General features: G+C 48.6%; 1 protein-coding gene and 1 pseudogene. Both read left to right on the forward strand.

The window, feature by feature from the left end; all coding sequences use genetic code 11:
* Nucleotides 1-552 (forward strand): annotated as a pseudogene (locus H6F50_RS02155) (non-ribosomal peptide synthetase); the annotation flags it as partial.
* Complete coding sequence (locus tag H6F50_RS02160; RefSeq protein ID WP_190425821.1) at nucleotides 539-1,288, forward strand: thioesterase II family protein; 750 nt, start codon at nucleotides 539-541, stop codon at nucleotides 1,286-1,288. The pseudogene H6F50_RS02155 and the gene H6F50_RS02160, both read left to right, overlap by 14 nt.
* Nucleotides 1,289-1,604: the final 316 nt, after the last annotated feature.

The following is a 1,604-nucleotide window of genomic DNA, read 5'->3' on the forward strand; positions in this document are numbered from 1 at the left end:
GGGCTTTGCAACAAAAGCGATAATACCTTCAGATGGGTAAAAGGTTGCATCCAACTCGGTAGCGTTCCCAAGCGTGATGCAATGGTGAATTTAGTTCCGATAGATTATGCGAGTAGAGCGATCGCTTATCTATCCAAGCAGCAAGAATCCTTAAACAAGGATTTTCACATCGTCAATCCCTATCCCGCCCATTGGAACCAGGTTATTAATTGGGTTCGCTCGTTTGGCTATCCCCTTCAGGAAGTTTCATACGATCAATGGCACAGCGAACTATTGGAGGCGGCTAAAACATCTTCAGGAAATGCCTTGTCTCCCCTAGTGGATTTTATGAATCAACCAACATCACAAGAACCAGCCTCCACTCCGGCAATTTTACAGTTTGACTGTCAGAATACCCTAGACGGGCTTGCCGGTTCTTCTATTGTTTGTCCGCCCTTAGAGGCTGAGTTGTTTGCGCCCTACTTTTCCTACCTAATTGATAACGGTTTGCTGGATGCTCCCCCAGTGGGTGAATTCGCTGCAACAACCCTTAACAATCATGTATTGTCCTAAGCCAAATCCTCTCTCCAGCCTGCGCCTGTTCTGCTTTCCCTATGCTGGTGGTGGGGCGCTCAATTTTCGCACCTGGTCTCAGGGTCTACCTGTGGGTGTCGAAGTTTGTGCTGTCGAACTTCCCGGACGAGGAAAGCGGATTTTGGAAGCGCCATTTACTCAGGCTTTACCTCTGGTGCAGGCGATCGCTCGCGCCCTTTTGCCATACTTAGACGAGCCATTTGCCTTCTTCGGTCACAGCATGGGCGCACTCGTCAGCTTCGAGGTGGCTCGTCTACTCCGCAGAGAGTACGGGATGAGTCCAGTCCATCTGTTTGTATCCGGTCGCAGCGCCCCTCAACTCCCGGCAAAAGAGCCGCCCATCCATGCTCTGCCAGAACCCGCTTTTATCGAGGAACTGCGCCGTCTTAACGGGACTCCCGAAGCAGTGCTAGAGAATGTGGAACTGATGGAACTGCTTCTCCCCATCCTGCGGGCAGATTTTGCCGTTCTTGAAACTTATGTTTATGCTGCCGAACCGCCGCTTCAGTGTCCTATCACTGCTTTTGGTGGTTTGCAGGATGTCAAAGTCAGCGTTGAGCGTCTTGAGGCTTGGCGACAGCAGACAAGCGCTGACTTCTCACGGCAAATGCTTCCCGGCGACCATTTCTTTGTGCAATCAGCTCAACCCCTGCTGCTTCAATTCCTTTCTAGAAAACTGGACTCAATCAGCAGAGCATCTGGAAAGTCGGAATGAAGGGATGATACTTTACCAAATTACGATTTTTCAACGGTTTCAGGAGTTTTGAAAAGTCTTTCAGCTTGCCGCGACATTGTGTTTTTTTGTGAAGCGTCGCGTAAGTTCTTGGGATTGCCTTGAGAAGTCAGTAAGGATTGCCAATCTTGGTACTTGTAACCAAAAAATTGCCAATCTTCCTCAAGAACAATACCTACAAATGGAGAAAAAGATGAAAAACAATCAGATAAGTATCCAAGACCTCGATCTTTTCACTGAACTCTCTACTGATGAACAAGTAAACTTAGTCGGAGGAGCTTGTAGCGCTACGACTCCA

Origin of the sequence: Coleofasciculus sp. FACHB-712 (assembly GCF_014695635.1) — a bacterium.
GTDB lineage: Bacteria > Cyanobacteriota > Cyanobacteriia > Cyanobacteriales > FACHB-T130 > FACHB-T130.